At 44.1% G+C, this 26,685-nt stretch carries 19 protein-coding genes, 1 pseudogene and 1 riboswitch; of the genes and pseudogenes, 14 read left to right on the top strand and 6 right to left on the bottom strand.

The features are described 5' to 3' along the window. Positions 1-127: 127 nt before the first annotated feature. The 4 genes from xthA to AB4249_RS05755 all read left to right on the top strand — a co-directional run bounded on the left by xthA (position 128) and on the right by AB4249_RS05755 (position 7,105). Complete coding sequence (xthA, locus tag AB4249_RS05770) at positions 128-934, top strand: exodeoxyribonuclease III (protein WP_010437369.1); 807 nt, start codon at positions 128-130, stop codon at positions 932-934. Between the two features lie 156 nt (positions 935-1,090). Then, positions 1,091-2,776 carry a type I secretion system permease/ATPase gene (locus AB4249_RS05765; RefSeq protein WP_017062120.1) on the top strand — a complete coding sequence of 562 codons (1,686 nt, stop codon included), beginning with the start codon at positions 1,091-1,093 and terminating at the stop codon, positions 2,774-2,776. Next, the gene (locus AB4249_RS05760; protein ID WP_017070029.1) at positions 2,769-4,109 is read left to right on the top strand and encodes an HlyD family type I secretion periplasmic adaptor subunit; all 1,341 of its coding nucleotides are present in this window, start codon (positions 2,769-2,771) and stop codon (positions 4,107-4,109) included. Before AB4249_RS05765 ends, AB4249_RS05760 begins: the two co-directional genes overlap by 8 nt. A gap of 9 nt (positions 4,110-4,118) precedes the next feature. After that, positions 4,119-4,201: riboswitch (cyclic di-GMP riboswitch) on the top strand. Between the two features lie 30 nt (positions 4,202-4,231). After that, positions 4,232-7,105 carry a hypothetical protein gene (locus tag AB4249_RS05755; protein ID WP_372102500.1) on the top strand — a complete coding sequence of 958 codons (2,874 nt, stop codon included), beginning with the start codon at positions 4,232-4,234 and terminating at the stop codon, positions 7,103-7,105. Positions 7,106-7,268: 163 nt separating this feature from the next. On the opposite strand, the gene AB4249_RS05750 is transcribed toward AB4249_RS05755, so the two are convergent. The 4 genes from AB4249_RS05750 to AB4249_RS05735 form a co-directional block, all read right to left on the bottom strand. Continuing rightward, on the bottom strand, positions 7,269-7,946 hold the full coding sequence (locus AB4249_RS05750) for an ABC transporter permease (RefSeq protein WP_017062123.1): 678 nt from the start codon (positions 7,944-7,946) through the stop codon (positions 7,269-7,271). Between the two features lie 2 nt (positions 7,947-7,948). After that, positions 7,949-8,689 (bottom strand): ABC transporter permease, encoded by a 741-nt coding sequence (locus tag AB4249_RS05745; protein ID WP_017063493.1) that lies wholly within the window; start codon positions 8,687-8,689, stop codon positions 7,949-7,951. Between the two features lie 79 nt (positions 8,690-8,768). Beyond that, on the bottom strand, positions 8,769-9,539 hold the full coding sequence (locus AB4249_RS05740; RefSeq protein ID WP_010437364.1) for an ABC transporter substrate-binding protein: 771 nt from the start codon (positions 9,537-9,539) through the stop codon (positions 8,769-8,771). A 137-nt stretch (positions 9,540-9,676) separates the two neighbouring features. Next, complete coding sequence (locus AB4249_RS05735; RefSeq protein WP_372102498.1) at positions 9,677-10,447, bottom strand: ABC transporter ATP-binding protein; 771 nt, start codon at positions 10,445-10,447, stop codon at positions 9,677-9,679. 799 nt (positions 10,448-11,246) lie between these two features. On the opposite strand from AB4249_RS05735, the gene AB4249_RS05730 reads away from it, so the two are divergent. The 5 genes from AB4249_RS05730 to AB4249_RS05710 all read left to right on the top strand — a co-directional run bounded on the left by AB4249_RS05730 (position 11,247) and on the right by AB4249_RS05710 (position 18,200). Continuing rightward, positions 11,247-12,788 carry a DUF3360 family protein gene (locus AB4249_RS05730; RefSeq protein ID WP_008220142.1) on the top strand — a complete coding sequence of 514 codons (1,542 nt, stop codon included), beginning with the start codon at positions 11,247-11,249 and terminating at the stop codon, positions 12,786-12,788. 307 nt (positions 12,789-13,095) lie between these two features. Continuing rightward, positions 13,096-15,372 carry a formate C-acetyltransferase gene (gene pflB, locus AB4249_RS05725; RefSeq protein WP_017066931.1) on the top strand — a complete coding sequence of 759 codons (2,277 nt, stop codon included), beginning with the start codon at positions 13,096-13,098 and terminating at the stop codon, positions 15,370-15,372. A 200-nt stretch (positions 15,373-15,572) separates the two neighbouring features. Beyond that, positions 15,573-16,574 carry a lipid A deacylase LpxR family protein gene (locus AB4249_RS05720; protein WP_017062129.1) on the top strand — a complete coding sequence of 334 codons (1,002 nt, stop codon included), beginning with the start codon at positions 15,573-15,575 and terminating at the stop codon, positions 16,572-16,574. Between the two features lie 164 nt (positions 16,575-16,738). Then, positions 16,739-17,479 carry a pyruvate formate lyase 1-activating protein gene (gene pflA, locus AB4249_RS05715; protein ID WP_010437353.1) on the top strand — a complete coding sequence of 247 codons (741 nt, stop codon included), beginning with the start codon at positions 16,739-16,741 and terminating at the stop codon, positions 17,477-17,479. A 220-nt stretch (positions 17,480-17,699) separates the two neighbouring features. Beyond that, on the top strand, positions 17,700-18,200 hold the full coding sequence (locus AB4249_RS05710) for a YfbU family protein (protein WP_017070032.1): 501 nt from the start codon (positions 17,700-17,702) through the stop codon (positions 18,198-18,200). Positions 18,201-18,308: 108 nt separating this feature from the next. Here the strand turns inward: AB4249_RS05710 and AB4249_RS05705 are convergent. Continuing rightward, positions 18,309-18,449 (bottom strand): annotated as a pseudogene (locus AB4249_RS05705) (MipA/OmpV family protein); the annotation flags it as partial. Between the two features lie 379 nt (positions 18,450-18,828). On the opposite strand from AB4249_RS05705, the gene AB4249_RS05700 reads away from it, so the two are divergent. The 3 genes from AB4249_RS05700 (at position 18,829) to AB4249_RS05690 (ending at position 23,736) form a co-directional block, all read left to right on the top strand. After that, positions 18,829-20,763, top strand: coding sequence for a PrkA family serine protein kinase (locus tag AB4249_RS05700; protein ID WP_017062132.1), 1,935 nt, complete (start codon positions 18,829-18,831; stop codon positions 20,761-20,763). A 127-nt stretch (positions 20,764-20,890) separates the two neighbouring features. After that, positions 20,891-22,162 carry a YeaH/YhbH family protein gene (locus AB4249_RS05695; protein WP_017062133.1) on the top strand — a complete coding sequence of 424 codons (1,272 nt, stop codon included), beginning with the start codon at positions 20,891-20,893 and terminating at the stop codon, positions 22,160-22,162. 11 nt (positions 22,163-22,173) lie between these two features. Further along, positions 22,174-23,736, top strand: coding sequence for a SpoVR family protein (locus AB4249_RS05690; RefSeq protein ID WP_372102496.1), 1,563 nt, complete (start codon positions 22,174-22,176; stop codon positions 23,734-23,736). A 144-nt stretch (positions 23,737-23,880) separates the two neighbouring features. Here the strand turns inward: AB4249_RS05690 and sohB are convergent, their stop codons facing one another. Further along, positions 23,881-24,948, bottom strand: a complete 1,068-nt coding sequence (gene sohB, locus AB4249_RS05685) for a protease SohB (RefSeq protein WP_065583981.1) — start codon at positions 24,946-24,948, stop codon at positions 23,881-23,883. A gap of 137 nt (positions 24,949-25,085) precedes the next feature. Between sohB and AB4249_RS05680 the strand changes: the two genes are divergently transcribed. After that, positions 25,086-25,826: a YciK family oxidoreductase gene (locus tag AB4249_RS05680; RefSeq protein WP_017062135.1), complete on the top strand. Its 741-nt coding sequence runs from the start codon at positions 25,086-25,088 to the stop codon at positions 25,824-25,826. A gap of 151 nt (positions 25,827-25,977) precedes the next feature. After that, positions 25,978-26,685, top strand: a complete 708-nt coding sequence (imuA, locus tag AB4249_RS05675) for a translesion DNA synthesis-associated protein ImuA (RefSeq protein ID WP_372102494.1) — start codon at positions 25,978-25,980, stop codon at positions 26,683-26,685.

Below are 26,685 nucleotides of genomic sequence, written 5' to 3'. Positions count from 1 at the left end.
TTTTGTCTCTACAAAGTGGCGACAGAAATTATTAAGCATGGTTAAATACGATGAACCATGAAATCCACCAAATCAAAAACCTTTAAAAACAAGCAGTGACAAAGGTTTACGAGAGGTATAAAAACAAATGAAAGTAATTAGCTTCAACATCAACGGTCTTAGAGCCCGCCTTCACCAACTGCAAGCTATTATCGACAAACACCAACCCGACGTGATTGGTCTGCAAGAGATAAAAGTGCACGATGAAGCCTTCCCAATTGCTGATGTTGAAGCAATGGGCTATAAGGTTTACTTCCACGGTCAAAAAGCCCACTACGGTGTGGCAATGTTGTGTAAGCAAGAGCCTATTTCTGTGCAGAAGGGTTTCCCAACAGATAATGAAGACCATCAAAAACGCATGATCATGGCGACGTTTGAAGATGAAAATGGTGAAAAGGTTACCGTGCTAAATGGCTACTTCCCTCAAGGGGATAACATCAAGCATGAAACAAAATACCCGTACAAACGCCAGTTCTATAAAGACTTAATGACTTACTTAAACGATTATCACAACAAAGATGAGCAAGTGATTGTGATGGGCGACATTAATATCAGCCCTATCGACGCAGACATCGGCATTGGTGAACCTAATGCGAAACGTTGGTTAAAAACTGGTAAATGTTCTTTCCAACCAGAAGAGCGCGAATGGTTGAAAACATTGATGGATTGGGGCTTTGTGGATAGCTTCCGCTTACTGCACCCTGAAGTAAACGACCAATACTCGTGGTTTGACTACCGCTCGAAAGGTTTCGTGGACAACCGCGGCCTGCGTATTGATGTAGTCCTAGCGACTCAAAAGCTTGCCGATAAGTGTACTGAAGCTGGCATCGATTACGAGCTACGCGGCATTGAAAAACCGTCAGATCACGCTCCGATTTGGTCGACGTTTAAATAAAATCCAAATTAAATTTCAAATCAAAAATGCACAAGCTTTTGTTTAGCTTGTGCATTTTTTTTACTTAGCTCAAATCCACTCAAAAAGCTTGAGATAGTTCACATTCTCGCCACTGCCCATCTATACTATTTGGACAACCAATGGAGAGAGTTTTGTATGGACGCAAAGCCTTGGGCCGGTATAAATCCAATTAATCTGCGTAGTTTACTTCCGATGATGGTGGTCAGCGGAGCGATCAGCGTATTGATGTTAGTCGTTCCCTTATTCAGCCTTCAAGTGTTTGATCGAGTCCTCTCAAGTCAAAGTTTAGATACGCTTCTATTCTTGGCTTTCATTGCTGTGTTCCTACTTACAGCCCAAGCGTTCCTTGACGCGTCTAGAGCCAAGTATGCACAAAAGAAAGCGATCAAATTTGAATTTATCGCGTCTCAGCAGCTATTTGAACAAACCTCCTTCTCATCGAAATCAAAAGAAAAACATCTGTTCAACGATATAAGTGAGGTAAAGAGCCTACTCTCTTCTCCAGCCTACTTTGTCATGTTTGATCTGCCATTCACTCCCCTTTTTCTTATTATTATGTTTGCGATTCATCCATATATAGGATTAGTCGGTGTGGGTGCCGTTGTTTTTATTCTCATGACAACATTGCTTTCTCATTGGGTTAAATCTAAGCACTTTAAAACCACTTACTTAAGCCAGCTCGCAACACAAAGAAAAAACGACGAGTGCTTTCAAAAACACGCCACGATCTTTAGCCAACATCAACAACAAGGTTTAAGTCAGACCTACCAAGAAATATTGGCGGAGAAGAGCTGGTCTCGAAGCCATTTAGATCAAGCCACCTGTTCACTGAGTGCATTTTCTCGTTACATACGTATGGTCCTTCAACTCATCATCATGGCTGTCGGAGCAAGTCTAGTCATTCAAAATGCCATGTCTGCTGGTGGAATGATTGCGGGTTCAATCCTAATGGCGAGAGCACTCCAGCCAATTGAGATGCTCTCTAGTGGTATTCAAGCATGGAAAACTGGTTTGGATGCAAACAAACGCTTAGCTAAGGAATTTGCTTCTCATACTAAACATACCGAGCGAACCGAGTTGGAAACCATTAAAGGTGATCTGGTCATCGACAACGTCACATGGTTCGCGTCTGAAAAACTTAACAAGCCGACTCTTAATGGTTTGAAGCTAAGACTGGAATCAGGAAATCGAGTCGCATTGATAGGCCCTAGCGGGTCAGGTAAGTCTTCCATCTGCAAAATGATCACTAACGGCATATCGCCCTCAAAAGGTGGCATTTCTATCGATGGACTCAATGTTGAGTTGTGGAATCTGAATCAGTTCAAACACACCGTCGGTTATGTTCCTCAGCACATCGACTTTTTACATGGCACTGTCAAACAAAATATCGCCCGATTTGATTCCAACGTTACGGATAGCCAAATCGTCAGATCCGCTATTCAAGCCGGTGTGCATGATGCTGTTGTCGCCTTACCGAATGGATATGAAACGATTATCGGTTCCTTTGGTCATCAGTTATCTGGTGGACAAGCCCAGAAACTTGCCATCGCAAGAGCATTGGTTTTCTCACCTAAGCTACTCGTGCTTGATGAGCCTGATTCCCATCTCGACAAAGAAGGCGAAGAGTTTCTTGTTTCGCTATTACAATTGGCGAAAGAGAAATCCATTTCTGTCGTGATGGTAACGCATAACCCAAGCTTACTCAGACATGTCGATTGGGTTGTTGAATTGAAAAACGGCCAGATAACGCAAGCAGGCGAAGCGAGTAAAGTTGTCCGGTCGCTCTTCAATGTCGCTTCCTCGGAGGTGTCGAATGGCTAGTATTCATCATGACGATAAAGGTATTCACTTCGACGATGGTAGAAAACTGATCTTTTCTACATTCAAAATACAGGTGTTCATCTGGTTAGTTCTTGTGACTACTCTTGGTGGCTTTGCTGCTTGGGCATACCTAGCCCCGCTTTCTTCTGCTGCCATTGCGCCAGGCGTGATTATCGTAGAATCAAAGCGAAAACCCATTCAGCACTTAGAAGGCGGGATTGTAGAAATCGTCCATGTTTCTGACGGCGACCATGTTCAAAAAGACGAACTGCTCATCACGTTAAGTCACACACAAGCTCAAGCATCGCTTCTAAGGCTAAGAGCTCAGTGGCAAAGTGATTTAGCGCGGCTGAACCGCTTACAATCAGAGTTAGCGAGTCATCAAGAAATTCAATTTGATATGAGATTACTCTCCCTTATGAGTGACCCAAACGTATCAAGCTTACTTGATACGCAGAGTAAACTTTTCAGCAAAAGACAATCGTTAAAATCCGGTGAATCCGATGTGTTACAGCAAAAAGTCGAGCAATCAAAACTTGATCTGCAAGGCTTCCAACAACGATTCTTAGCCGGAAATCGAAGCCTGAAGTATTTAGAAGAACAGGTACAAATGCACCAAGATTTGCTTGTTTCCGGTAACACATCCAAATCTCGCTTATTGGATTTACAGCGAGAACGCTCTCAATTACAAGGTAACGTTGCTGACCTCAAAGCTAGAATCGGACACGCCAAGCGCACCATCGCCGAAGCGAAATTAGAGCTGATCAACGCGGATTATACTTACGCCAAAACGCTCGGCGAAGAGATACAAGATTTAGAACGAAAGCTGAATGAAACCAGAGAAGCTATGGTCAATGCTCAAGATATTCTTACCCGGGTTGAAATAAGAGCACCTCAAAGTGGTGTGGTGGTTGGACTTAATGTGGTCTCCGAAAATGCCATTGTTCCACCCGGTGAAACCTTAATGGAATTGGTTCCGCAAAATGACGAGTTGATTGTAGAAGCGTTAGTCAAGCCAGAAGACATTGAAGCCTTACGAATTGGGTTGGATACCCAAGTAAGACTGACCGCATACAGTTTCCGTAAAACACCACCGATTCGTGGAAAGTTAGTCCATATTTCGGCTGACCGCATTAGCGATCAAGCCACAGGATCTTCTGCTTACTTAGCGAGAGTATCGTTAGATAAGTCTGAGCTAGAAGCATTAGAAAACATCTCATTGTATCCGGGCATGCCCGCAGAAGTGATGATTTTACTTGAGCAACAAACACCGCTCGAGTATCTACTCAATCCACTCTCTGTGAGCGCCTATAAGGCAATGAGAGAAATTTAACCAAGCGCGAGAAGAAAAAGCCAAACTCATCGTGAGGTGAGGACGGAAAGCCGCAGATCTCAAGGATGAAGCGAGATGGCTGGGCTGCCTCTATGTATCGAATGATATATGAGGAAAAAACGATGGCAGAAGTAACCAATACAGCAGCAGGACTGAAAAGTAATGGTAGCAATGATACCAATACACTAGTAGATGGTCCTAACCTCCTTATCCCAGAATCTAGAGATGTCAACAATGACCTTTCTAACCTCAGCGGCGATAACCTCGAAGTACGAGCCGGTAAAGGCGACGACATTGTGCATGCCGGCAGCGGCGATGACTTTATCGCTGCTGGACGTGGATCGGACACAATTAAAGCAGGTGCCGGAAACGATGTGGTTGAAGCTTGGAATCATTCGCTCAATGCTGGTGATGAAGCCGGCGTCGTTAACCGCGATTTAAGCGCGGCACGCGATAAAGATTTAGAAGCGCTAGGAGAAGAGTGTGTTGACGACATAGTGGTTGCAGGTGCCGGTGATGATTACGTTGAAGGCGGTGCGAACAATGACATTATTTATGGTGACAGAGACGCTGGTGCAGAATTTGGCGAAAACCTAATCAGCGATGGTGATTTTGAAGCTTTTGACCTTGGCAATACATGGGGAACAGCGCCAAGCGCCGGTGCATGGAACGCCGAGGTTGGCAGTATCGAGATTCAAGAACAACTGCATGGCGGTGTCCCAGCTGATGGTTACGGGACTGATATCGCCAGTGGTCACTTCCTAGAATTAGACTCGCATGGCGCGAATTCAAATTCAACCGTCTCCCAAACATTTACGGTCGATGACGACGGTATATATCAACTCGATTTTTCCTACGCTTTCCGTAATAAAGGAGGCGATAGCACCACCGCTCCTTTCACAGTCCAAATAATGGCGGGCACCGAAGTTGTATTCGAGAAGTCTTTCCAAGACATTGACGGCGTAGATGATGATTGGGATCTGTTTAGCGAAGATGTCGATCTCTCTTCAGGAAATTACTCACTCAATTTTATTGCCGACGGTGCAGAAGATACCTTTGGGGCTCTGATTGACAATGTGTCATTGAAGCAAGTACTGCATAACGATGTGCTAATCGGTGATAACGGGCCAGACGCTGCAAATGAAGGCGCTGCTGGGAACGATTTGATTCGAGGCGGTAAAGGGAATGACGTAATTATCGGCGATAACTTTGAAGCGCTGTCGTTTAACGAAGGAACCGGCGAGTTTGAATTAGCAGATCCAACGACATCCGTCGACCTATCAGCAAATTCAACCGCCTACAACGCTGATGGTTCTGTCGGCACCGTTGATACAGGTAATGCAAGCTCTGGCGGTACAGGTTATGGGGTAGATGGCGCAGCAGAGGCTGGCGTGCTTGCTCAAATTGGCTTCAGCTACGACGGCGTTACCGGTGAAGGTGCATCAGAGATGTTTTCCGTCAGCTTAGACGAACATACAATGATTGCTAAAGTCGGCATTTCCAACCTCTACTTAAATGAAGGCGACAATGGCGTAGATGAGGCAGGCCATTGGGCAGCATATCGGGAAGGTATTCTGGTCGCTGAGGGCGATTTCATTGCGAGCGATTTAGCGGATGGCAATAACAACAGCGGTTATCTAAACATCGGTCCTGATGACACTGGCTTTAAAGCCTTTGATGAACTTCAGTTTACTGCCGTTGGTCCTGCATTTGACAAAAACGGAGACGCTAATGCCGATTCAAGTGACTACTACGTCACTTCTGTTACCACCGATGGCCTAACGGGTGACGGAACCGATATATTGCGCGGTGGTCGTGGGGACGATGTCATTCTTGGTGGTGACAACGCCAAAGGTGGCATACCTGAACTCGATCCTGAGACGGGTTACTACGATGTAAGTAGCTTCAGAGGGACTATTGACGTCACTATGGAAGGCACCGAAGCGGGCTTCGAAAATTCGTTTGGTTACTTCACAAAAGACAGTGAAGGCAATGTAAACGCTGAAGTCATTTGGGGGAATGTGAAAGATCACCTTCCAAACTCTGAAGCTGGCAACAGCTTTAGTCTCGATTTGGGGCACTGTGATGATTGCGTTGATACGCTCGGGTTCTTCATTATCCCAGATGGCGGGAATGACGGTTTCGTCTCAGGCGAAAGTATCGCAATTGACTTAAACACTCAACAAGCGACCAGCTCTAACAATAGTGACCACCCCTTCTTGCTGGGCGTACAAGATTTAGTCGGTAGTAACGGCAACCTTACCTTAGATGTTAGCGGCATTAACAACTTCAATCCGGGTACAGAACTCGGAAATCAGTTCTGGAATGACAACCCTGGCGGTGATGGTGACTTCGATGATGTGGTAACCACCGTTGAAATCGACGACCAACCAGAGCAATTGTTTGGTGGTAAAGGCGATGATTGGCTTGATGGCGGAGACGGAATCGACCATATCAAAGGCGGTAAAGGCGATGACATCATCATTGGTGGTGGTGGTGCAGACGAAATCCGTGCTGGTAAAGGCAACGATACAGTAGCCTTTGATGCAGAGGATACTCTAATTCATGGTGGTAAAGGGTTCGATGTACTGGTCGCCAATGACCCTGGTGGTGTCGATATCGACATGTCGAAGGGGTCAAACATCAATGGGTTTGAAGCAGTCATAGGGGGAGACTCAGCTAATGACAAACTGACTATTTCTCTAGGTAAAACCTTCAATCAAAACCATGACCTTGATGGTAATAGAGCAAAGAACGACGACCAAGTTGCTGAATTCTTTGCTTTAGGAATTGAAGATATCGACGCAAGTCATCTTCAAGGATTCCAATACCAAACCGCAACATCAGTGACGCTAGACCAAGATATGCAAGATAAACTTGGACTCGATGGAACTGAAACGATTACCGCTTATAGCTTCACCAAAGGAGGCAAAGAAGTCATCATCTACACTGATGCATCCTTTGATGGTGATTTCATTGGCGTTAGTGAAGTTTAATTGCTTTTTGAACTAGTAAATCAGAAACAAAGTAAAAGGACTTATTGCTTGTGTAATAAGTCCTTTTTGCTTCAAAGAGCTACTCAACTAATTCCTATACAAACCCTAAATAAGAACGGCGCTCAATGAGCGCCGTTTTGTTAACTGTGTGAATACCGTGCAATTAGCTAAGGGGTCTTAGATAAGCAAGGAAACGCTTCTCTGCGAATTTGAAAATCGCGATGATGATGAACGTTAGTGCCATGTAGAACAGACCTGCCGTTAGGAAAGACTCGAATGGGGCATAGTAACGAGAGTTAACCAAACGAGCTGCACCGGTTAGATCCATAATGGTTACGATACCAGCTACCGCAGAGCCGTGAAGCATGAAGATAACTTCGTTACTGTAAGCCGGTAATGCACGACGTAGAGCACTTGGTAAGATGATACGACGGTAAGTCTTAGGTGTGCTCATGCCGTAAGCTTTTGCTGCTTCCACTTCACCTTTCGGTAAGCCATTAATCGCACCGCGAATGATCTCAGCAGTATAAGCTGACGTGTTAAGAATGAATGCCACCAAAGCACAGAACCACGCGTTTTCCCATAATGTGTCTTTCACTGGGAAGAATTGGTCCATACCGTAGTAAATCAGGTACAGCTGAACCAGTAATGGCGTACCACGGAAGAAATAGATGAATGACCAAGCCGGAGCATTAATCAGCATATTTGGACTGTTACGAGCGATAGCTAGTGGTATGGCGACGAATAAGCCAATGATCAAAGCAACGCAAACCATCCAAGCCGTTGTCCATAAACCACCAAGGTAAATCGGCAGGCTTTCAATTATCAATGAAAAGTCCATAACTACCTCGCGTGGATACTGAATTTACGTTCAACCAGCTTAAGTAAGCCCGTTGAAACACTGGTGAAGAATAAGAAGATAATCGCCACAGTCATGTAGAAAGTGAATGGCATTTTGGTTGAACCCGCCGCCAGTGCACTAACACGTACCATGTCTTCTAGGCCAATAATCGAAACCAGCGCAGTGGTTTTAAGTAATACCAGCCAGTTGTTACCAAAACCCGGTAGCGCATGACGAATCATCTGCGGTAGCAGTATGCGGTGAAACGCCTTTACAGGGCTCATACCATAAGCTTTTGCCGCTTCCATCTCACCGCTGTCGACAGCCATGATCGCACCACGGAACGTTTCTGCCATATAGGCACCGAAAATAAAACCTATGGTTAAGACACCAGCAACAAATGGGCTGACATCAATATAATCAGGTAGGTAAGAGGTCCATTCGTGGTTAGGATCACTGGATGCAAACCACTCGTTGAGCCACTCGTTGATGGAATACAAACTGTTGTTTAAAAGGATTTGTCCACCAAAGAAAATCAGCATCATCAGTACGAGATCGGGAATGCCTCGAATGACGGTTGTGTAGAGGGTTGCAATAGCACGAGCCCAGCGATAAGGCGCGAGTTTTGCTAAGGCACCTAGCATACCAAGAACCATAGCTAAAATTAGCGACAGCAAGGCAACTTCGATTGTGAGCACCGCCCCTTTCAGGATCGACGCTTCATATCCTTGTAAATCAAACATAATGGATTCCAACAGAACTGCGAAAAAGTTGGTAAGACAGGGAGAGGAGAACCTCTCCCTTAAGAATTGACGCTAAAGATTACTGACCGTATACGTCGTAGTTGAAGTATTTAGCCGCGATATCTTGGTAGATGCCTTTTTCACGTAGTGAAAGGATTGCCGCATCTAATTGCTTAGTCAGATCTTTGTCTTGCTTACGTAGAGCAATACCAAAACCTTCGCCGAACCACTTAGGATCAGTTAGTGATGGGCCAACAAACTCGTAGTCTTCACCACCAGCTTTGTTCAGCACGCCTTCTTCTAGAGCAGATGCATCACCTAGTACAGCAGCAACACGACCGTTTGCTAGATCAAGGTAAGCTTCGTCGAATGAACCGTAACGAACGATCTCTACTGTATCGCCGTAGTTGTCTGTTAGGTATTTATCGTGAGTTGTTGCACGTTGAACTGCAATCTTTTGACCGCTTAGATCATCAAAGTTAAGGCCTGCACCTTTCTTAGCGATGAACTTGTTTGGGATAAGTGCGTATTTACCAGTGAAGTCGATTTTTTTCTTACGCTCTTCCGTGATAGACATTGCCGCGATGATCGCATCATATTTACGAGCAAGTAGAGAAGGAATGATACCATCCCAGTCTTGTGCAACGATCTTACACTGCACCTGCATTTCAGTACAAAGTGCGTTAGCCATATCGACATCGAAGCCTTTCAGTGACCCGTCAGCTTCTGTCCAGCTAAATGGAGGGTAAGCACCTTCAATACCAAAGCGTACTGTTTTCCATTCTTTTGCTTGAGCTACGCCCGTTGCAGCAGTTGCAGCAAGTGCCGCGACTAATAACCACTTTTTCATATCCCTACTCCTGTGATTTAGGTTTTTATGTTTTGCTAGTTTTAATATTGTGTTTGTTGTTGCTTATTAACTTACTTGTTGTGTTTTATTGTTCACACCGTCGCTGTTTACCGTTGGCAACGGCGTTTCAATTCTGATTAGTAAATCGATGAGATAAATTGTTGTAAACGTTCAGATTCAGGTTCCCTAAACAGTTTAGCTGGATCGCCCTGTTCTTCCACTAGACCTTGGTGCAGGAACATCACATGGTTTGATACGTCACGAGCAAAAGCCATTTCATGTGTTACCACAAGCATGGTTCTTCCTTCTTCTGCTAGATCTCGCATTACACCGAGTACTTCGCCTACTAACTCAGGGTCAAGTGCTGATGTTGGCTCATCAAACAGCATCACTTCCGGATCAACCGCTAACGCTCGAGCAATTGCCGCTCGTTGTTGTTGTCCACCGGATAAATGACCTGGGTAGTAATCTTTGCGCTCATACAAGCCTACTTTTTTAAGTAGTAATTCTGCATTTTCAATCGCTTGAGCTTTAGGTACACCTAATACGTGAACGGGTGCTTCGATAACATTTTCGAGAACGGTCAGGTGAGACCAAAGATTGAAGCCTTGAAAAACCATCGCTAAGCGTGAACGGATACGCTGTACTTGTTTTTCGTTGACAGGAACAGATACGCCTTGGCGGTTGTTTTTCATTTGAATTAATTCGCCATTAACCCAAATCTCGCCTGCAGTTGGTGTCTCTAAAAGGTTGATACATCTAAGGAAAGTACTTTTACCCGACCCTGAAGATCCGATAATCGATACAACATCGCCTTTGTGCGCAGAAAGTGAAATTCCCTTTAAAACTTCATTTTGACCAAACGTTTTGTGTAGATCCTTTATGTCCAGCGCTGGTACATCTTTCATGCGCTTTCTCTCCCAAGTTTGTGAAAATGCAAGGTACTCCGACCTTTTCATGCGATACAAACTAGCACCACACGAAACAACATGCAACAAATTATTAACCTAATAAATTGGAATAAATAGCGATTCACTCTGACTTATTATGCAGAAGGTAGCGTTTTCGCCTCAATTTAATGAATGAGTTCTATCAATAAGCTGTAATTACACCCCTTACATTGTTTAAATAAAGTTAACCAAAATGAGATTCACGTAGCTTGATGTCTCACAAGAAAAACAAGTTTTGTGAACTTAGATACGCCGAGATCTGCAAAATATAATCTGCACGCTCAACGCTACATACACACCGTAAGGCACAATTATTTTAAGGTTATTACATTGTAAGCATTTCACTCGGAACAGTTGGGAAGCAAGTAATAGTGAAATAACTCAGTAAGAATTGAGTATTGAACTCAAGCCATGACGACAAAGGCTCGAAGAAGATAGGTAAACGTCAATTTGTGAAAACTAATTACACGATTCATCAATGGGAAGTTAATGAATCGCTGCGTTTTGTAGCTTTCTTTCACATATACTCATAAAGTGATCAAGATCAATCACCCTAAAGGGTAAGCTTGTTAGACTCCTCAGCAAAGAATAAGGCATTAAAAATGCCAAACATTTCTTTTAACTTAGCTGCATAAAGCACATCAAAACCGTGCAACATGATGTTAATGAGTTATAACTAAGAAATAACGCAATTACGCAATTACGCGAACTTATAGAATTCAATTTTAGAATTACTAACATAAAATATGAGGAATCTATGTCAGACGTTGTGAACAATGCGAACTCTGAAGTAGAAGAGAAAAGCTATAAAGAGCTACACCGCCCTGCTTCTGAATTTGAGAACCGCTCAGATTATCTAGATCACGAACTTCAAATCATGAAGCCTCGCCGCTTTGGCCTAAACCTTCCTGGCCGTGACTTCCGCTTTGAACTAGAAGACCTTGTTCCTGCACTGGCTGGTACCATTGGTATCATCGCGATGTACTCTGCAGTAATGATGTCTTGGGCTGAAGGCCTAACTCAAGCTTGGGATCACGTAAACCTTGGTAAAGACTTTGCGATTGAAGTCGCTCGTGTAGAAATGCTTATCCCTGCACTGCTGTTCTGTATCCTTGCTTCTGGTTTCTTTAACCCTAAAGCTAACCTTGCCGGTAACCACGGCCCAATGATTCCTCTTATTGGTACCATCGCTCTTGCTGGTGCTCACCCTCTTGCATTGGCAATCCTTATCGGTGTCTTCGGTCTTATCCTAAGCTTCCTAAAAGGTGGGTCTAAACTTGTTAACCTTACCTCTGAAGGTACGGCGGGTGGCTTGCTCATCTTCTTGGGTCTAACCGGTACAATGAGCCAAATCAACTCAATTCAAGCTTGGGCTGTTGGTCTTCAGTCTGACACTGTCGCTGCTGGTAGCATGGGTTACATCGGTTTGATTGTTCTAGCCGTTACCATCGGTCTATATGCATTCCTTGCTAAAGTGAACAAGCGTTGGTTAGCAATCCCTGTTTGTGCTTTCACTGGTCTAGCTATTGCTCTAGTACTTGGTGCTGGTTTCGATATCAAATTCGTAACTGAAACAGGCATTCCAAACCTAAACCCAATCTACTGGTGGGGTTCTACTGAAGAAGGTTGGATGCTTGGTTTACCAAACGTTGAGCACTTCATCGCTTCTCTACCATTTGCAATCCTAGCAGTAGCAATGTGGTCACCTGACTTCCTAGGTCACCGTATCTTCCAAGAACTGAACTACCCTAAAAAGTCTGAAAAAGTACTGATGGACGTAGACGACACAATGACTATGTGTTCAGTTCGTCAAATGGTAGGTACAGCAGTTGGTGGTGGTAACATCACTTCATCTTGGGGTACTTACATGATCCCAGCAGCAATCGCGAAACGTCCAATCCCTGGCGGCGCAATCTTGCTTGGCTCTCTATGTATTATTGTTGCGATTCTTGGCTTCCCAATGGACGTAGCAGTATGGCCACCAGTGATGCGTGTTGCGCTACTTGTAGGTGTATCTCTACCTCTACTTGAAGCGGGTATGCAGATGGTTAAAGATTCAAAAGACTCTCAAGCAGCTGGTATCTGTATCTTCGGTTCAGCGGTTGTTAACCCAGTATTAGCATGGGCACTGACTATGCTTCTAGATAATAACGGTCTAATTGGTGATAAAGAGCGTGCGAAGCGTCTATCATTTGTAGATAAGATTGTTATCCCAGTTGGCGTTTTAGTTATCTGTCTAGTAGCAATGCTTGCAGTTGGTATGCTAGAAAGTCAATATGGCCTAAAAGCTTGGCTATAATGGTCCTTACTACACAAAAGTAGTATTAGGATTAAAAAAAAGTTTGGGTGGCAACCCCTGCCACTCAAATTTTTTCAACTTTTTTTGGCATTTATTGATTTAGTTTAAGGTTTACAGAAATTTTTTAGCGTAGTCTTGAATTCATAGAGTAAAGACAACATATAAAAGGTAGTGACAATATATATAACCATATGACGCTTATATGCTCATATATATTGTTATTAATAAGAGTGTACTACCCTTACGAGGGGCGCTGGCTCAACAGTGTTAATGTACGTATTTTTTCTACTAAAAAGGTAGGTATGTCATGGCAGAGCAATTTGCTAAAGCTTGGGAAGATTTTGCTGCAGGTGAGTGGCAAAGCGAAGTAAACGTTCGTGATTTCATTCAAAAGAACTACACGCCGTATGAAGGCGACGAGTCTTTCCTAGTTTCTGAGGGTACTGAAGCAACTAACAAGCTTTGGTCTTCGGTAATGGAAGGTATCAAACAGGAAAACGCAACTAAAGCACCTGTAGATTTCGATACTTCTGTTATCTCTACCATTACTGCTCACGATGCAGGTTACATTGAGAAAGATCTTGAGACTATCGTTGGTCTACAAACTGAGAAGCCACTAAAACGTGCAATCATCCCTAACGGTGGTGTGCGTATGGTTGAAGGTTCTTGTAAAGCATACGGTGAAACTCTTGACCCAATGGTTTCAAAAATCTACTCAGAATACCGCAAAACACACAATGCTGGCGTTTTCGATATCTACACTCCTGATATCCTAAAATGTCGTAAGTCTGGTGTTCTGACTGGTCTTCCTGATGCTTACGGCCGTGGTCGTATCATTGGTGACTACCGTCGTGTTGCACTTTACGGTATTGATTTCCTAATGAAAGACAAGCAAGCTCAATTTGCTTCTCTTCAAGAGCAATTCGAAAACGGTGAAAACCTAGCAGAAACAATGCAACTGCGTGAAGAGATCTCTGAGCAACATCGTGCTCTAGGTCAAATCAAGCAAATGGCTGAGAAATACGGTTTCGATATCTCTGAGCCAGCTCAAACAGCTCAAGAAGCTATCCAGTGGACTTACTTCGGCTACCTAGCTGCTGTTAAATCTCAAAACGGTGCTGCAATGTCTCTAGGTCGTACTTCGACTTTCCTAGACATCTACATCGAGCGTGATATCGCTGCTGGCAAGATCACTGAAGAACAAGCACAAGAAATGATCGACCACTTCGTAATGAAACTGCGTATGGTTCGTTTCCTACGTACTCCTGAGTACGATGAGCTGTTCTCTGGCGACCCAATCTGGGCAACAGAGTCTATGGGTGGTATGGGTATCGACGGTCGTACGCTAGTAACGCGTTCGAACTTCCGTTTCCTAAACTCTCTATACACTATGGGTCCTTCTCCAGAGCCAAACATCACTGTTCTTTGGTCTGAGCAACTACCTGACGGCTTCAAGCGTTTCTGTGCGAAGGTATCTATCGATACTTCTTCTATCCAGTACGAAAATGATGACCTAATGCGTCCTGACCTAGAGTCTGATGATTACGCTATCGCTTGTTGTGTATCTCCAATGATCGTTGGTAAGCAAATGCAGTTCTTCGGTGCTCGTGCTAACCTTGCGAAAACAATGCTTTACGCAATCAACGGCGGTGTGGACGAGAAACTTAAGATGCAAGTTGGTCCTGTTTCAGACAAGATCACTGACGAAGTTCTTAACTACGATGACGTAATGGGTCGCCTAGACACATTCATGGACTGGTTAGCTAAGCAATACGTGACTGCACTAAACAGCATTCACTACATGCACGACAAGTACAGCTACGAAGCGTCTCTAATGGCTCTTCATGACCGTGATGTTCGTCGTACTATGGCTTGTGGTATCGCTGGTCTATCTGTTGCAGCTGACTCACTGTCTGCAATCAAGTTCGCGACTGTTAAACCAATCCGCGACGAAGATGGCATTGCAACTGACTTCGAAATTGAAGGCGATTACCCTAAATACGGTAATAACGACTCTCGTGTAGATGATATTGCTTGTGAACTAGTTTCTACGTTCATGAACAAGATCCGTAAGCTTAAGACTTACCGTAACTCTATCCCTACACAGTCAGTTCTTACTATCACGTCTAACGTGGTTTACGGTAAGAAAACAGGTAACACTCCAGACGGTCGTCGTGCTGGCGCTCCTTTCGCTCCTGGTGCAAACCCAATGCACGGTCGTGATGAGAAAGGCGCTGTAGCTTCACTAACGTCTGTAGGTAAACTACCGTTTGCTGACGCACAAGATGGTATCTCTTACACGTTCTCTATCGTGCCAAACGCACTAGGTAAAGAACAAGACAGCCAACGTGCTAACCTTGCAGGCCTAATGGATGGTTACTTCCACCACGAAGCTGGCATTGAAGGTGGTCAACACCTTAACGTTAACGTTCTTAACCGCGAAACTCTTGAAGACGCAGTTAAGCACCCTGAGAAATACCCTCAGCTAACAATCCGTGTATCTGGTTACGCTGTTCGCTTTAACTCTCTAACTGCAGAGCAACAAGCTGACGTAATCGCACGTACATTTACTGAATCTCTATAAGCTCACGCTCAATAGACAGTAAATAATATTAGCCTCGCCAATGTGCGGGGCTTTTTTATATCTGAAATAAATCGCACTACACTCACCTATCCCGCGAAATGTTAGGTTGAGCAAAAAAGCACCCTGCCATTCACTTTTTTTCCACAAATTCTGTCAAATTACGGTAATATCGCGGTTCATAATTTAAGAGTAACTGCTCCATGAAATACCTGCGTTGTTTACCCCTGATTCTTCTCTCTTTCTCATCTTTAGCCTCTGAGCGTTCTACGTTAACTTTTGCTTTAGATAATGATGGTATTTTTGGTGTCGACCAAGACTATACCAACGGCTTATTTCTGGGTTACACATCATCAAGTATTACGCCATATAACTGGGTAAAACCATTGAGTCTTTCCTACTGGGGCGCAAGCTCTCTAGACAAGTGGGAAATCACCATTGGCCACAAGATGTATACGCCTTCTGACATTGAGTTAGAAACGCCATCGCCTAATGATCGCCCATACGCAGGTTACCTTCACACTGAATTCAATTACATCAGCTTAAACCCACAGCAAGCCCAGCGTTTTAATATCACGTTTGGTACTACGGGCGAACGTGCACTGTCTGAAGATGCTCAAAAGCTGGTTCACTCAATCACTAAGTCGGATGAGCCGATGGGTTGGGAATACCAAGTCGATGATGAATGGGCGGGAAGCGTTGGTTACCTAAGCCATTTCAACCTAATGCGTAATCAAGCTCTTGCGAATACTGACTACGAAATCTCTAACGTTTCTGAAATCAACGTCGGTAACTTTAGAAGTGACATTTCAACGGGCTTCATGTTTCGTTGGGGTACAGACTTAGGCGGTAACTTTGGTGCAGCTAACATCACCACAGAAAACCCATTCAAACCGGGCATGATCGGCGCATCAAACGCTGGTTGGTTTACCTATGCAGGCCTCGAAGGTCGCTACCGATTCAACGACCTGACTATCGAAGGCGATCGCTCAGGTGTTGATGAGTACGCTAATAAAAACAACGAAGATCCAGCGATCTACGATGTGACTTTAGAGAACATTCAAGCAACTGCTGTATTGGGTGTCGCTTGGTATAACCGATACGTTGGTGCCTCTTTCGCGCTAACCGCAAAAACACCGGATTACGAAGAAGCGAAAGAGTCAGTGTACACCACTGGCGGTATCACAATGTTTGCTTTCTTCTAGCCACCAGTAAGGGCTTTCGTCCTTTACTTTTCAAGTTTAATAAAGGCAATCATCTTCACAGGTGGTTGCCTTTATTTTTAAAGGTCTCGTTACCATTTGACCCTATTTTATGTACCGTTTTTGTAATAAAATAAACGGTATAAATTCCTCTACGAGAATAGCTCATGTCTACAACTGGTCGCATTCACTCATTCGAATCTTGTGGTACTGTCGATGGCCCTGGTATCCGCTTTATTGTGTTTCTTCAAGGCTGCTTAATGCGTTGTATGTACTGTCATAACCGTGATACATGGGATCTTCATGACGGAAAGGAAGTAACGGTCGAAGAGATCATCAACGAAGCAAAATCATACCGTCATTTCATGAAAGCATCGGGCGGTGGTATCACCTGTTCTGGTGGTGAAGCGATGCTACAACCTGAGTTTGTTCGTGACTTTTTCCGCGCAGCTCAAGCTGAAGGCATCCACACTTGTCTTGATACTAATGGCTACATTCGTAAGCACACTGAAGTGGTTGATGAAGTCCTAGAAGCCTCTGATCTAGTTATGTTGGATCTTAAGCACATGCGAGATGAGATTCACCACGATTTCATTGGTGTATCAAACAGACGTACTCTGGATTTCGCACGCTACTTACACAAAATCGGTAAGAAGACGTGGATTCGTTATGTGATTGTCCCTGGCTACACGGACACACCTGAAGATGCTCATCTGCTAGGCGAATTCATCAAAGACATGGATAACATCGAGAAAGTAGAACTGCTTCCATACCATAAGCTGGGTGCACATAAGTGGGAAGCACTTGGTTTTGACTACCCTCTTGAAGGTACAAACCCGCCAAGCAAAGAGAAAATGGACGAGATTGTTGCTGTTCTTAGCCAGTACCATTCAAACGTAAAATACTAATCTAGACTGACGTTCATAGTGATTTCAAGCGCCTCAATTTCGATTGGGGCGTTTTCTTTTCGAGCCAAACAATCCTTTCACTTTTCTTTACAACTTTTGTTTATCAATTCAAAAAATCATATTAAATCCGTGTTGAGATCATGTTTCCACTCGTAGGAATGCTGTTACTCTTACTGCAACAAAAGAATACAACATTTAGTTTTTTAGTGAGGCTCCTCCCATGGAAATGACCAATGCTCAGCGTCTAATTCTATCAAATCAATACTACCTAATGTCTCAAATGAACCCTGAGAACTCGGCGAAATACCAGCGTCTACAAACGATTGTAGAACGTGGTTACGAACTCCAAATGCGTGAACTTAACAAAGAGTTTGGTTGTTTGACTGAAGCAGAATGTCGCGAAATTATCGACATCATGGAGATGTACCATGCAATGCAAGAGTCGAACAAAATGCTTGCAGAACAAGAGCGTGCTGAAGTAGACCAACGTCGCCTGCAGTTCTTAGGTTTTGATATCGCTTCTGAAGCGCAGATCGTACACTACGTGCGTTTCCTTGTTGATTCTGAAGGTCTTTACCCTCAATTCGACAAAGCCGATCACCACTTCAATAGCCAGATGCCAATGCTAGAGAAGTACCGTCGCATGCTAACAACATGGCGCAACTGCCCTCGTCAGTACCACCTATGTGCGACAGAGCTATCTCAAATCTTTAGCGCTTAATTCGTTAATAGATCAGCGATAACTTTTAAAAAGTTTCAAGAAAAAGGGTTACTCATCATGAGTAACCCTTTTTTTAATGTTCGCACACAAAGAGAAAAACCAAAGCAACTAGAAAACGTAAGCAACACCAACGTTCGCGGCCATGTTGATACCACTTTCAAGTATTGGGCTATTCTCTATATCACCTTCAAGGTTGGTATAACGAACGCCACCAGTTACTCGAACATTTGGCGTAACATGCAGATAGCCACTATTTTGAACCCATTATTCTTCACTACATCTACCTATTTATTGAGCAATTTTTGATAACTTAGCGCATTATATGGTACTCCATTCCAAAAATCAATAGAGCCCAGTTATACATCTAATGCACATAAATCCATTGTGAGTATTGTTAAGCGACCTAAAATCTCAAAACAAACGGCCAGATCCCCTCGAATGTAAAATAATTTGATTCTACGCGCCTCAAGTTGCCTATTGCGCTCGCCACGTTTTTCACACGCAAAATTGTAAATAAATACATAATTGTTAAGCAAAATTGTGGAAGCGGGTCTAACCTTAAAATGTAGGGAGAGCCTATTTTTCAATCGCTCGTCAGTTTTGACTGGTTAACAAGGGGAATGTGACTATGAGTATCTTTGACCACTATCAATCACGTTATGAAGCAGCCAAGGAAGAAGAGCTGACATTGCAGGAGTTCTTAGGGCTGTGTAAAGACGATAAAAGTGCTTACGCTAATGCTGCCGAGCGCTTATTACTAGCCATTGGCGAACCAGAGGTTATTGACACTGCTCAAGACCCTCAACTGAGTCGTATTTTCTCGAACCGTGTCATCTCACGCTACAGCGAATTTAAAGATTTCTACGGTATGGAAGATGCGATTGAACAGATTGTTTCTTACTTAAAACATGCTGCGCAAGGTTTAGAAGAACGTAAACAAATCCTTTACCTACTTGGCCCTGTGGGCGGTGGTAAATCTTCTCTCGCTGAAAAACTCAAAGCCCTGATGCAGAAACTACCAATCTATGTATTGTCTGCTGACGGTGAACGAAGCCCAGTAAACGATCACCCATTCTGTCTATTCGACGTTAACGAAGACGGCGACTTATTGAAGAATGAATATGGCATTGAGAAACGCTATCTTCGCTCAATTATGTCTCCGTGGGCAGCGAAACGTCTGCACGATTTTGGCGGTGATATTTCCAAATTCAAAGTCATCAAACTGCGCCCTTCTATTCTCGATCAAGTTGCGATCGCGAAAACGGAGCCAGGTGATGAAAACAACCAAGATATCTCGTCTCTGGTTGGTAAAGTTGATATTCGTAAACTTGAACACTTCTCTCAAGATGATCCTGATGCCTACAGCTACTCTGGTGCGCTTTGTAAAGCCAACCAAGGTGTGATGGAATTCGTGGAGATGTTCAAAGCGCCAATCAAAGTATTACACCCTCTACTTACGGCAACACAAGAAGGTAACTTCAACGGTACCGAAGGGCTTTCTGCACTGCCATTTGACGGTATGATTCTCGCTCACTCGAACGAATCTGAGTGGCAGACCTTCCGTAACAACAAAAACAACGAAGCATTCCTCGACCGTGTGTACATTGTAAAAGTCCCTTACTGTCTGCGTGTGTCTGAAGAAGTTAAGATCTACAAGAAACTGCTTGAGCACAGTGAGCTATCCCAAGCGCCTTGCTCACCAAGCACACTCGATCTGCTATCGCAATTCAGCATTCTTTCGAGACTAAAAGAGCCTGAAAACTCTTCTCTGTTCTCAAAAATGCGCGTTTACGATGGCGAAACTCTAAAAGACACCGATCCAAAAGCGAAGAGCTACCAAGAGTACCGAGATTATGCTGGCGTTGACGAAGGCATGTCTGGGCTATCAACGCGTTTCGCCTTTAAGATCCTATCTCGTGTGTTTAACTTCGACCAAGCCGAAGTGGCCGCGAACCCAGTGCACCTGTTCTACGTTATTGAGCAGCAAATCGAACGTGAGCAGTTCCCTCAAGAGACCGCCGAGAAGTATCTAGAGTTCTTGAAAGGATACCTAGTGCCACGCTACGTAGAGTTCATCGGTAAAGAAATTCAAACCGCTTACCTAGAGTCTTACTCTGAGTACGGTCAGAATATCTTCGACCGCTATGTCACCTACGCAGACTTCTGGATTCAAGACCAAGAGTACCGCGATCCAGAAACAGGCCAGCTATTTGACCGTGCTTCTCTGAATGGTGAGCTAGAGAAAATCGAGAAAACCGCCGGTATCAGTAACCCTAAAGACTTCCGAAATGAGATTGTGAACTTTGTGCTTCGTGCCAAAGCCAACAATAACGGTCAAAACCCAGTGTGGACGAGCTACGAGAAACTGCGCACTGTGATTGAGAAGAAAATGTTCTCTAACACAGAAGAGCTACTTCCTGTTATTTCGTTCAATGCTAAGACCTCAACGGATGATCAGAAAAAACATGACGACTTCGTTGCTCGTATGATGGAAAAAGGCTACACCGAGAAACAAGTGAGACTGCTATCTGAGTGGTATCTAAGAGTTCGTAAATCCTCATAACTAAACGGTATTGAGCTGCTCAACTGAGCAGCTCGTATAAACCAATAACTTTTATACCTTAGTAAATCAATAACTCTTATACCCGAATAAAAAGTAGGATCGCGACATCAGCTGAGAGGGAGTTCTTATGGCACAATTTATCGATCGGAGGCTCAATGGCAAAAATAAGAGTGCTGTGAATAGACAGCGTTTCTTACGACGCCATAAAGAGCAAATCAAAGAATCTGTGGCCGATGCAGTTAACCGACGCTCAATCACCAATACAGAAACAGGTGAAGACGTCACTATTCCCCATAAAGACATCAAAGAGCCGAACTTTCACCAAGGTCAAGGCGGCGTAAGAGAGCGCGTTCACCCAGGTAATGATCAGTTCATCACTGGCGATAAAATCGAACGCCCTAAAGGTGGTGGTCAAGGTGGTGGCTCAGGCCAAGGCGACGCAAGCCCTGATGGCGAAGGCCAAGATGAATTTACCTTCCAAATTTCAAAAGATGAGTATCTTGATATTCTCTTTGAAGATTTAGCTCTACCTAATCTAGAGAAAAATCAGGTCAACAAAATCACCGAATGGAAAACTCACCGCTCTGGTTACCAAAGCGCGGGGATTCCATCCAACATCGCTATCGTTCGTTCACTACAGCAATCTCTGGCTCGTAGAACCGCGATGACAGCAGGTAAAAAGCGCGAGCTTAACCTACTGATGGAACAGCTTGACCAAGTTAAAATGACGGAGCCGGCACAACCTTTTGAGGAAGGTCGCCTCAAAGAAGAGATTGCCGAGTTACGTAAAAAGATTGAAAGCGTGCCGTTCATTGACACCTTCGACTTACGTTTTAAAAACTACGAGAAGCGCCCTATTCCATCTAGCCAAGCCGTGATGTTCTGTCTAATGGATGTATCGGGCTCTATGGATCAGGCCACAAAAGATATTGCGAAGCGCTTTTATGTTCTTCTGTATCTGTTCTTAAATCGCACCTACGAAAACGTCGATGTTGTGTTTATTCGTCACCATACTCAGGCTAAAGAGGTCGACGAACATGAGTTTTTCTACTCACAAGAAACGGGTGGCACCATTGTTTCAAGCGCACTGAAACTGATGAAGGAAATTGTCGCAGACCGCTACCCTGCTAATGAGTGGAACATCTATGCAGCACAAGCCTCTGATGGCGATAACTGGGCTGATGACTCTCCTCGCTGTAAAGAGTTACTGGTCAATACGCTTCTGCCAACTTGCCAATATTACTCTTACATCGAAATAACACGCCGCTCTCATCAAACACTTTGGCACGAATACGAAAAACTCGAGAGTAGCTTTGACAACTTCGCCATGAAAAACATTAAAACGGTGGATGATATTTTTCCTGTGTTTAGAGAACTGTTCCAGAAAGAGACAGCGTAAGGGAGTTTGCCATGACAGCGAAATCAAACGTTGCAGAGAAAAACAAAGCTGCAAAAAAGAAAAACGACAAGATGCTGCCTGATGGTCCAGATTGGACGTTCAACCTCTTGGAGAAATACCACGTAGAAATCAAACGTGTTGCGCAGCATTACCGTTTAGATACTTACCCAAACCAGATTGAAGTGATTACTTCAGAACAGATGATGGATGCCTACTCGAGCATTGGTATGCCTATCAATTACAACCACTGGTCTTTTGGTAAGAAATTCATTCAAACCGAGCAAAACTACAAGCATGGCCAAATGGGCTTGGCATACGAAATCGTAATCAACTCCAATCCTTGTATCGCTTACCTGATGGAAGAGAACACGGTCACAATGCAGGCGCTGGTAATGGCTCACGCTTGTTATGGCCACAACTCTTTCTTTAAAGGCAACTACCTGTTCCAAACATGGACCGATGCCAGTTCCATCATCGATTACTTGTTGTTTGCTAAGAAGTACATCAGTGGTTGTGAAGAGAAATATGGTGTTGCTGAAGTCGAGCAGCTCCTTGATTCTTGTCACGCACTGATGAATTACGGCGTAGACCGATACAAACGCCCTGAGAAGATTTCCATTGCAGAAGAGACAGCAAGACAAGAAGAACGCGAAGCTTATCTGCAATCTCAAGTGAATGAGCTATGGCGAACCGTTCCTCAAAATAAAAGTAAGGAAGAAGAGACCAAGATCCGCTTTCCTAGCGAGCCTCAAGAAAACATTCTCTACTTTATCGAGAAGAACGCACCACTGCTTGAACCTTGGCAACGAGAGTGTGTTCGCATCGTTCGCAAAGTGAGCCAATACTTCTACCCTCAAAAACAAACTCAAGTGATGAACGAAGGCTGGGCAACCTTCTGGCATTACACCATTCTTAACCACCTTTACGACGAAGGCTTGGTGAGTGATAAGTTCATCTTAGAATTCCTACACAGCCATACCAGTGTCGTCGCACAACCTGCCTACAACAGTCCTTATTTCAGCGGTATAAACCCTTATGCGCTTGGCTTTGCGATGTTTAGAGACATCCGACGCATCTGTGAAGAGCCAACCGATGAAGATAGAGAGTGGTTCCCTGAGTTAGCCGGAAGTGATTGGTTAGAAGCGGTGCACTTTGCGATGCACAACTTCAAAGATGAAAGTTTCATCAGCCAATACCTTTCTCCAAAAATCATTCGAGACTTTAAGCTGTTCTCTGTACTCGACGACGACCGTAAAAATACCATTGAGGTGAGTGCTATTCATGATGATCCGGGCTATCGCCTGATTCGTGAGAAGCTTGCGGCGCAATACAACCTAAGTAACCTTGAACCAAACATTCAGGTGTTTAATGTCGATGTTCGTGGTGACCGCTCAATGACACTGCAATATGTGCCTCACGACCGCATCCCGCTTGATAAAGGCTACGACGAAGTGATGAAGCATCTCTATCGCTTGTGGGGCTTTGATGTGATTTTGGAAGAGCTCAAAGACACGGGTCATCGAGAAATCCTGACGACTTGTCCGAAACGCAATGACTATGGAGCCAAGATTTAATACCCATCATAGTAAGTAGATTATGGGTATAAAACTCCGCTCCCCCTACAACATAGTGGTCACCCGCTCGGAAGTGGAGCAATAAAAAAGCGCATAAGTCTGATGACTTATGCGCTTTCTTTTTAAGGCTCGAACTAAATAAGCTTAAACAATCGGCTTTTGACCGCGTTCAATCAGCTTCATCAGCACGCTGTCTGCAGATTTACCTGCCACGCCAGCTAGCTTGTCTGACAGCTTTTTCTTCTGTACATAGTGAATCGCTAGAACCGTCTTGTCTTTGCATGCTTCAACAACTAAGTCATCAGAAGTACGGATCTCATCCACCAGCCCAAGTTCATGTGCTTGTGTACCAAACCAGTGCTCACCCGTTGCAACCTTATCAAGGTCTAGCGCTGGACGATGGTCACGAATGAAGTCTTTGAATAAGCCGTGTGTCTCTTCTAGCTCTTCTTTGAACTTCTCACGTGCTTTATCGCTGTTCTCACCAAACATAGTCAGTGTGCGCTTGTACTCACCCGCAGTTAGCTGTTCAAACTCAATGTCGTGCTTTTTAAGCAGTTTATTGAAGTTTGGTAGTTGAGCAATCACGCCAATAGAACCAACGATAGCAAAAGGTGCTGATACGATTTTGTCTGCGATACATGCCATCATGTAACCACCGCTTGCTGCTACTTTGTCTACCGAGATAATCAAAGGCAGGCCAGCCGCTTTGATACGATCAAGTTGAGAAGACGCCAGACCATAGCCATGAACCATGCCACCGCCAGATTCAAGTTTCAGCAATACTTCATCACCTTCACGAGCCACAGCCAGAACCGCCGTTACCTCTTCACGTAATGAAGCCACTTCTTTCGCATCAATGCTGCCGTTAAAATCAAGAACGAATAGATGTGGTTCACGCTTGCTATCAAGCTCACCCTCTTTCGCTGCTTTCTTCACTTCTTTACCGCGTGATTTTACTTTCTCTTTTTCCGCTTTCTTTTCTGCTTTATCACGGGCTTTGATGAAAGCATCATCGTGTAGATGGTGCTCTAATTGTTCAATCGTCTGTTTATGGTGTTCAGATAGGTTCGTGATTTCCAGCTCACCTTTAATCGCGCTTGATTTTCCACCCACAGATTTAGCAATGACTAAAATTGCAATGATGGCGATTACAACGGTCGCAATCTTGGCTAAAAACAAGCCGTAGTCCAACAAAAATTCCAATGTCATATCCCCTATTGTATGAATTAGTGTATTGTAACCATCTTGTCACGATTACCAAGAATTTCTCATCATTCCTGCGGTTATCTGTGTGATTAAACATCAATGGAATGACGAACATAATAAAAGAAAGAAGGATAAGCACAGTGGATTACCCAATCTCTACAGATGCCCTCAAAGATAAAGTAATTTTGGTTACAGGTGCCGGTGCTGGCATTGGTCGCCAAGCTGCACTAAGCTTCGCTCAACATGGCGCAACTGTCATTCTGTTAGGCCGCAATGTTAAAAACCTAGAATTCATTTACGATGAAATCGAAAGCGCTGGTTACCCGCAGCCTGCAATTATCCCATTGGATTTAAAAGGTGCGACAAAGCAGAACTACGTTGATATGGCTGAAACCATTCAATCACAGTTCGGTCGTTTAGACGGCCTACTTCATAATGCTGGCGTTCTTGGCACTCTGAGCCCGTTTGAGCAGATTGATGAAGAAACCTTTGATGATGTTATGCAGATCAATGTGAAGTCTGAGTTCTTGATGACTCAAGCTCTGCTACCTGCACTTAAAAAAGCAGAAGCAGGTCGTATCGTATTCACCTCTTCTACCGTTGGTCACTCTGGCCGTGCATTCTGGGGCACTTACGCGATTTCTAAGTTTGCTACCGAAGGGATGATGCAGATCTTAGCGGATGAGCTTGAAGACACAAACATCCGTGTTAATGCGATCAACCCAGGCGGTACTCAAACACGTATGCGTGCAAAAGCGTACCCAGGTGAAGATGCGAACAAGCTGAAAACGCCACTCGACATCATCCCACTGTACCTACACTTAATGAACCCAAGTGTGACAGACATTAATGGCCAATGTATCGATGCTCAACCTAAGTAACTGATATCATTGACCAATAGTAAAAAGTCGCTTCCATAGCGGCTTTTTTTGTATCTAAATCAATCAACTATTACTGCCGCTAATTTTCATCATTTCTCTTTGCATCTTTTTCATTGTTAAATATACTGTATAAATATACAGGTATTTAATTATGCATGAACTAATAAAAAACTTACAAGACCGCCAGCTAATCTGGAAAGGGTTACAATCAACAACGCAAGGAAGCACCACTTCAACAGGCTATCCTCAACTGGATAAACAGCTTGATGGCGGCTTCCCGACGCACGGCGTTATTGAAGTTGAATCACAACAAGGGATCGGCGAGCTTCGCCTACTGACGCCCTATTTATCTCAACAAAACTCGCAAAAACTGGCCATATTCATTAACCCGCCAGGGAAGATCTGTGCTGAGTTTTTTAACAGCCAAGGCATTGAATTAGAAAACATTCTCGTTATCCAGCCTCAACGCGATCTCGATGCGTTGTGGGCAGCTGAGCAGTGCCTCAAAAGCGGCGCTTGTCACTCTGTATTGCTATGGGGAGCCGATCTAGAAATACACCAAACAAAGCGCCTACAAGCAGCCAGTGAAACCGGTAAGTGCCTGCAGTTTCACTTTAAAGCCACCAGCCATAATCAATTATCCCTGCCCGTTTCCTTAAGCATGAAACTCTCTTCTCACGCGCAGGGATTAAAGGTTGAAGTGACTAAGAGAAAAGGCAGCTGGTCGTATGTCAGCTTTATTCTAGACATGACACACTACTGGCCGTTACTCACAGAGAAAGTCGTTTATGAAGACAATTCAGACCGCGCTTTGTCTGGTAACACTGTGCTGGCTTTTCCTATTGCGAAGCAAGGCTAA

Source organism: Vibrio sp. 10N.261.55.F4 (assembly GCF_041470465.1).
Classification (GTDB): domain Bacteria; phylum Pseudomonadota; class Gammaproteobacteria; order Enterobacterales; family Vibrionaceae; genus Vibrio; species Vibrio crassostreae_C.
Note: the sequence above shows the minus strand (reverse complement) of the source record. Positions and strands in the feature narration are given on the sequence as shown.

Coding starts and splice junctions, on each gene's coding strand:
- sohB (WP_065583981.1), bottom strand. CDS start 24,948: ATGACATTGGAATTTTTGTTGGACTACGGCTTGTTTTTAGCCAAGATT.
- AB4249_RS05735 (WP_372102498.1), bottom strand. CDS start 10,447: ATGAAAGATGTACCAGCGCTGGACATAAAGGATCTACACAAAACGTTT.
- pflA (WP_010437353.1), top strand. CDS start 16,739: ATGTCTACAACTGGTCGCATTCACTCATTCGAATCTTGTGGTACTGTC.
- AB4249_RS05710 (WP_017070032.1), top strand. CDS start 17,700: ATGGAAATGACCAATGCTCAGCGTCTAATTCTATCAAATCAATACTAC.
- AB4249_RS05700 (WP_017062132.1), top strand. CDS start 18,829: ATGAGTATCTTTGACCACTATCAATCACGTTATGAAGCAGCCAAGGAA.
- AB4249_RS05765 (WP_017062120.1), top strand. CDS start 1,091: ATGGACGCAAAGCCTTGGGCCGGTATAAATCCAATTAATCTGCGTAGT.
- AB4249_RS05760 (WP_017070029.1), top strand. CDS start 2,769: ATGGCTAGTATTCATCATGACGATAAAGGTATTCACTTCGACGATGGT.
- AB4249_RS05740 (WP_010437364.1), bottom strand. CDS start 9,539: ATGAAAAAGTGGTTATTAGTCGCGGCACTTGCTGCAACTGCTGCAACG.
- AB4249_RS05690 (WP_372102496.1), top strand. CDS start 22,174: ATGACAGCGAAATCAAACGTTGCAGAGAAAAACAAAGCTGCAAAAAAG.
- AB4249_RS05695 (WP_017062133.1), top strand. CDS start 20,891: ATGGCACAATTTATCGATCGGAGGCTCAATGGCAAAAATAAGAGTGCT.
- AB4249_RS05745 (WP_017063493.1), bottom strand. CDS start 8,689: ATGTTTGATTTACAAGGATATGAAGCGTCGATCCTGAAAGGGGCGGTG.
- xthA (WP_010437369.1), top strand. CDS start 128: ATGAAAGTAATTAGCTTCAACATCAACGGTCTTAGAGCCCGCCTTCAC.
- AB4249_RS05750 (WP_017062123.1), bottom strand. CDS start 7,946: ATGGACTTTTCATTGATAATTGAAAGCCTGCCGATTTACCTTGGTGGT.
- AB4249_RS05755 (WP_372102500.1), top strand. CDS start 4,232: ATGGCAGAAGTAACCAATACAGCAGCAGGACTGAAAAGTAATGGTAGC.
- AB4249_RS05730 (WP_008220142.1), top strand. CDS start 11,247: ATGTCAGACGTTGTGAACAATGCGAACTCTGAAGTAGAAGAGAAAAGC.
- pflB (WP_017066931.1), top strand. CDS start 13,096: ATGGCAGAGCAATTTGCTAAAGCTTGGGAAGATTTTGCTGCAGGTGAG.
- AB4249_RS05720 (WP_017062129.1), top strand. CDS start 15,573: ATGAAATACCTGCGTTGTTTACCCCTGATTCTTCTCTCTTTCTCATCT.
- imuA (WP_372102494.1), top strand. CDS start 25,978: ATGCATGAACTAATAAAAAACTTACAAGACCGCCAGCTAATCTGGAAA.